Here is a 1,716-nt window from a genome sequence, read left to right as displayed (position 1 = left end):
CGCACCTGGTTTGGGACCAGGGGGCCGGGGGTTCGAGTCCCTTCACCTCGACCAATAACATATGGTGGGTATAGCTCAGTTGGTTAGAGCGCCAGATTGTGGCTCTGGAGGTCGTGAGTTCGACTCTCATTATCCACCCCATTAATATGATCCATTAGCTCAGTCGGTAGAGCACCTGACTTTTAATCAGGGTGTCCCGCGTTCGAGTCGCGGATGGATCACCATTTATATTTTAATAGTGTGGCGACATAGCCAAGTGGTAAGGCAGTGGACTGCAACTCCTTGATCCCCAGTTCGAATCTGGGTGTCGCCTCCATAAAATGTGCGCCTATAGCTCAACTGGATAGAGTGTCTGACTACGAATCAGAAGGTTAGGGGTTCGAGTCCCTTTGGGCGCACCATATACGCGGGATTATAGCTCAGCTGGGAGAGCACCTGCCTTACAAGCAGGGGGTCACAGGTTCGAGCCCTGTTAATCCCACCAGTAACCTCTAGTGAATTTCACTAGAGGTTTTTTATATTATAAAATGATTTAAAGCAGCTAAATAAATTTTTATTTTGCATCTTTCTACAAACCTATTAATTTACATAAAATGGTATATTGAACTGAAAAAATGTCAAGATTCATAATAAATGTAAAATAGGGAGGATGAACTATGTCTAAAGTAAATAGAATATCAAATAAAGATAAAGAAAAGCAAAAACTACTAAATGAAATAAAAAGGGCTAAATTAGATGTAAAAACAGCAGAATATTTTTTTCAATTTGTAAGTGATCCAGAGTTAGTAGATGTAGCTATATATGAATTAGAAGCCAAAAAATCTAGATATAGATATTTAATAAAAGTTGCAAAAGAAAAAGGTATAAAAAAATCATTGCAAGAATCACTTATAGAAGCGATGGCTAAGTAATTTTAAGGAGATGATATTATGTATATAGTTTTTGGGAATGAAATAATCGATAGTAGTGAAATAAAAATAGCAATAGAAGATAATAGTAATTTTATAGTTGAAAAAGATATGACTAAAGGAACTAAAAGAGAAGATACACTAGCATACCAAATAAGTGTAAGTGTAGATGAACTAAATGAGATAATAAAGGAAAACTATGAACTTGAAGAATTAGAAAGTGAAGATTTATTTGATGAATATATGACATTAGCAGATGAGTTAGCTATGGAACTAGAAGAAATTATGCCAGAAGATGTTATAATGAATGCTAGAGCTTATAAATGGGACAACTCAGAGAATACTATAAAAGTAGTTATAGCTATGGGTCATATAGAATTAGGAGAATTGAAGCTTGCAGATATAACTAAAAGATTATTATCACAAACAGATTAATAATATAAATTAAAATTTTAATAGTGAAAAATATAAAGAGTAGTGTGAAAATTGATTGTTTTATAAAGAAATATTAAATTTTTGAATAAAATAATCAATTTTACACATTATAATGATGTTAGTTAAAATGTTACTAAATAAGCTATACTAGTAAATATAGTTTATGAAATTAAGTTTAAAATGAAATTTTATTAAAAAAAATAAAAAAAATTCATAAAAAGTGTTGACGATGTTAAATTAAGATGATATAGTATTACTTGTCCTTAAGAAAAGGGCAAACAAGAAAATGAACTTTGAAAATTAAACAGTAGGTTAATTTATAGAATTTGAAACAAACCAAACAAACAAAGCCAGATATATAACAGTATCTGAG

General features: G+C 31.8%; 2 protein-coding genes and 5 tRNA genes. All 7 read left to right on the top strand.

Going from position 1 to position 1,716, the window contains the following annotated elements; genetic code table 11:
- Positions 1-64 precede the first annotated feature (64 nt).
- The 7 genes from VLM92_RS13555 to VLM92_RS13525 all read left to right on the top strand — a co-directional run bounded on the left by VLM92_RS13555 (position 65) and on the right by VLM92_RS13525 (position 1,343).
- A tRNA-His gene (locus tag VLM92_RS13555) sits at positions 65-141 on the top strand.
- A 7-nt stretch (positions 142-148) separates the two neighbouring features.
- Positions 149-224, top strand: a tRNA-Lys gene (locus VLM92_RS13550).
- 18 nt (positions 225-242) lie between these two features.
- Positions 243-316: transfer RNA gene (locus tag VLM92_RS13545), tRNA-Cys, on the top strand.
- A gap of 8 nt (positions 317-324) precedes the next feature.
- Positions 325-401: transfer RNA gene (locus tag VLM92_RS13540), tRNA-Arg, on the top strand.
- A 7-nt stretch (positions 402-408) separates the two neighbouring features.
- Positions 409-484: transfer RNA gene (locus VLM92_RS13535), tRNA-Val, on the top strand.
- A 172-nt stretch (positions 485-656) separates the two neighbouring features.
- A complete protein-coding gene (locus tag VLM92_RS13530) occupies positions 657-911 on the top strand; it encodes a DUF2508 family protein (protein WP_325276864.1) in 255 nt (84 codons plus the stop codon).
- Positions 912-929: 18 nt separating this feature from the next.
- Entirely contained in the window at positions 930-1,343 is a 414-nt protein-coding gene (locus VLM92_RS13525) for a hypothetical protein (RefSeq protein WP_325276863.1), read from the top strand.
- Positions 1,344-1,716 lie beyond the last annotated feature (373 nt).

This window comes from Romboutsia sp., assembly GCF_035470145.1.
Taxonomy (GTDB): Bacteria; Bacillota; Clostridia; order Peptostreptococcales; family Peptostreptococcaceae; genus Romboutsia_D.
The sequence above is the reverse complement of the archived record's forward strand: the minus strand, read 5'-3'. Positions and strand labels throughout refer to the sequence as shown.